This is a genomic window from Xanthomonas bromi, from assembly GCF_900092025.1.
In the GTDB taxonomy this organism is placed as follows: domain Bacteria; phylum Pseudomonadota; class Gammaproteobacteria; order Xanthomonadales; family Xanthomonadaceae; genus Xanthomonas; species Xanthomonas bromi.
The window spans coordinates 1-3,342 of sequence record NZ_FLTX01000118.1; the positions used below are offsets into that span (position 1 = coordinate 1).

At 54.8% G+C, this 3,342-nt stretch carries 3 protein-coding genes; all 3 read right to left on the minus strand.

Annotated elements, in window-relative coordinates:
• Positions 1-129: 129 nt before the first annotated feature.
• A complete protein-coding gene (locus XBLMG947_RS23055; RefSeq protein WP_139074476.1) occupies positions 130-1,053 on the minus strand; it encodes a hypothetical protein in 924 nt (307 codons plus the stop codon).
• Positions 1,054-1,208: 155 nt separating this feature from the next.
• A complete protein-coding gene (locus XBLMG947_RS20760; protein ID WP_065470401.1) occupies positions 1,209-2,288 on the minus strand; it encodes an Imm71 family immunity protein in 1,080 nt (359 codons plus the stop codon).
• The coding region (locus tag XBLMG947_RS23895; RefSeq protein ID WP_065470402.1) for a hypothetical protein at positions 2,285-3,342 on the minus strand (1,058 nt) is incomplete at its 5' end. The genes XBLMG947_RS23895 and XBLMG947_RS20760, both read right to left, overlap by 4 nt.

Genomic DNA, 3,342 nt, shown 5'->3' on the forward strand with positions numbered 1-3,342 from the left:
CTGGCCCTCATACTGGGCGTGCTGGCGCAAGGTGAACGCCGCCCCGGCCGCCAGCGACTACGCCTACAGCACCATGAACGCTGTAGGCACGGTCTCAATAATTTTTTTCTGAACGAGACGACGGGGAGGTCACTTCTTTGCAGCAGATCCAGTTGGCCGAGGCGGGTAAACCATTTCGACGACAAAGCAACAGATGAGCCGATGATCGTCAACATGAAAAAGGGCAAGATCCTCTTCATCTTGTCTTCCTATGAAGAATAACCATCCCTTCTTTTTGGAATCACTATTTTTTGCTGCTATAGATTCCAATCTGGATATTTCAATATCTTTTGAAATATAATTTCTCTTCGCTGCACTCCAGTTTTTCCAATTAACCCTCAGCCGATATGGGGCTACGAGTTTACGATCTTTCCATTCCCCATAGCTGAGCTGGATTTCTATTTGATTATCATCTGAGGCTGGTGCTTTCCAAGCGATGGGTGCGTAGAAGATATTTGGTTCGTTGTACTTGACAACCTTATCCCTGTTGAGGCACAGAAAAATGCGCTGATAGGTGTTGGCTGCAATTCCTGGAATAGCCAGAGACAGATCACGATCAAACGGAAAATTTATGAAAGTACGGCAAATTGGTCGAATAGTATTAGCTGCCCAACGGCGCTCCCGGCGTGCATCACTCAACACATCCGATCCATTTTTTATTGTTCCATTACTTGCTGTGGAAACAGCAGGAGAACCATTTGATCCGGTGACAGGGCGCGCATCACGAAGGACGAGACGGTTTGGAAATTTTCCAGGGAAACCATCCTTGGTCGTTACGCGCTGTTTCAATGCGCGTTTGACCAATCTCTCATCACCATCAATGTCACAGTCAGTTTCGTGCTTGTCTTTGATTCTGAAATGAGCACGTACTTTGTTCTCAGGCAGATACGAGCAAGGAATTACGCTAGCAATGCATCCTATGCACATATATTCGGAATCGTTGACTGAATTCATGCTCCATAGCTGTTCGGCGTCGATGATCTCGCCCGTGTACTTGTCGCGTGCTGACTCCATGGCACCTCTCCAGATTATCTGTTTGGCTGTCAGTTTGTCATTTAATGATATTGATTAAATAAAATTGTTGGCAGGCGCTATTCCTGGGCGCTTTTGGGCGCTTCGCCGATGCCCCACCAAAAGCCACCCGTCGAGGTCGAACCCACATCAACACTTCAATGGTCGGCGAGTACCCATTGCACCTTGCGGCCCTCGTGCAACGGAAGCTCGTCGCCCGCGTTGAACTGCGCGGCCGCGGTGAGATCGTCCATCACCAGCCAACGGCCGGCCTGGGATGCGCGTTGACCGCTCATGGCACTGACCTGCCGACGCGCTGCGTCCGTTGCTGCCTCCTGCTGAACAGGCGGTGGCTCGGACTCCATGAAGACATAGTCTGCCTCCTCCTCCGGAATGGTGCCGTCCTCATAACGGTCGTCGCGCCAGATCAGGCGCCAGACGACATCAATGTCGATGTTAGTGTCCCTCACAATTTGCCCGGCTTGTGGCGCAGGCGAACCACCATGAAGATAATTGAGTGCGCCTATATATGGCAAAAAGCCAGTCGGCACGTCCGGCTTGGAAAACAGGCTGAATTTCTTTGGCTTCGGCGCATCCACGGGCTCCCAGATGCCCGAGCAGGGGATACGACTACCGGTGGCAATCAACGTGTTCTCAACAGGGTTGGGCACCTCCGGGATGACCGGAGGAAAATGCATTCTTGCTACATTTTCCTGGAACCATCTGCCATAAATACTGGGCGCAGAATCTTCAAAGTAAGAACTTTCGATGATATCTGACCAGATTTCTGCTCTGAGATTCGCTATTTCTCTCAATCGAGTGCAAAACTCATTCCACAACGGAGTCAGCGCTTCATTTATCCCGTTCTCACCAATCTCGATCCGCCAAATCAGCTGAATGAAATGACTGACGATTCGATGCCCCATGACGAACTCGCCATTGGCATCGAACTTGAAGACGCGCTTGTCGCCCTTGCGCAGCCTGCGCACGCCTTCTTCCTGGTGCGCCAATCCTTTCAAGATGCACACATAATCCGACTCGCTGATCCCGCTTTCATCCAGCCACCCCTTCGCATCGGCTTCCCGCACGCTCCGTTCGGTGACATCCGCCCACGCTTGATACAGCTCAAGCATCCGGTTCCACGCGGTGAACGAGGATTCCTTCTTCAGTTGGAAGAACATCTGCCGACGTTCGAGTTCGTTGGGAAGTTTCAAGCCTTCAGGAAAATTACTGCTCACGGCAATACCACCACTTGACGATGCTCCTTGGTCGCTTGCTCGCGCTCGGCAAGGCGGGCGGTTGTGACACTGGTCGGGCCGGGGGTATGGAAGTAACCGATGATGCCGTTGACATCCTTCCAGCCGGTCGGCTTCACTTCGAAATGCATGCCGCTCGCCGGGTCGATCCACGCAAACGGCTTGTTTTCTGCAATGGCACGCTTGCCCAAGGCTGTCAGCTGGTCTGCCACCGGTTTGTCCAGGAAGAAAAATGCCTGCGTGGCGCCACCAGGCAGGTATTGCCCTGGCAATTTGACGCCCATTTGCTCGGCCACCGTGCCGACCACCGCCTTGGGGCCATTTACGCCGCTTACCTTGCCGGTGACGATAAATCCATTGCGGTTGAATTCGTCCAGTACGGCGGTTGGCGGGCGCCATTCCTGCGCACTCTTCGGCGCTTCGCCGATGCCCCACCAAGCACCTCCTGCCCAAGACTCGCGTATTTTTAGGCCGTGCGTGACGCCCTCTTCACCAAAGGCACGAAAGAAGTATTCGCCGTCGTGCAACTGCCGATTGACCATCTTCCCAGAATACGCTTGTACGGCTTGATGGAAATCACCCTCTGCCCGAGCAGGGTCCGCCAGGTTCGGATACCCGTCTTCCGGTTTGTACAAGTGTTCCCATTGCTCAGGCCTTTTCACCAGCGCCGGATTCTGCTTGAACCCGCCCCGGCTCGACCGCACCGGCAGCACGCCATCTTCCACCAGGCGTGCCTCGTCGGCGCGGGTGATGACGCGCTCGCCGGTGGCCACCCGGTGCAGCGCCACCCGGCTGGTCGTCTCGCCGCCGCTGCGCACGTAGGCTTGCAGTTCGCGCAGGTTCTGGTCCAGTTCCTTGATCGCCTGGGGGATCATCTGCCCGGCGGTCGTGCGCAAGGTGCCCAGGCCGCCGATCAGTGCATCGATCCGCTGTGCCAGCATCTGCGGCATCAGCGCCCCCATCCGTGCCTTGGCCTTGCGCAGCACCGAGGCGAGGGTATTGGTGAGCGTGGCGAACCGCTCCATGATCTGCGCTT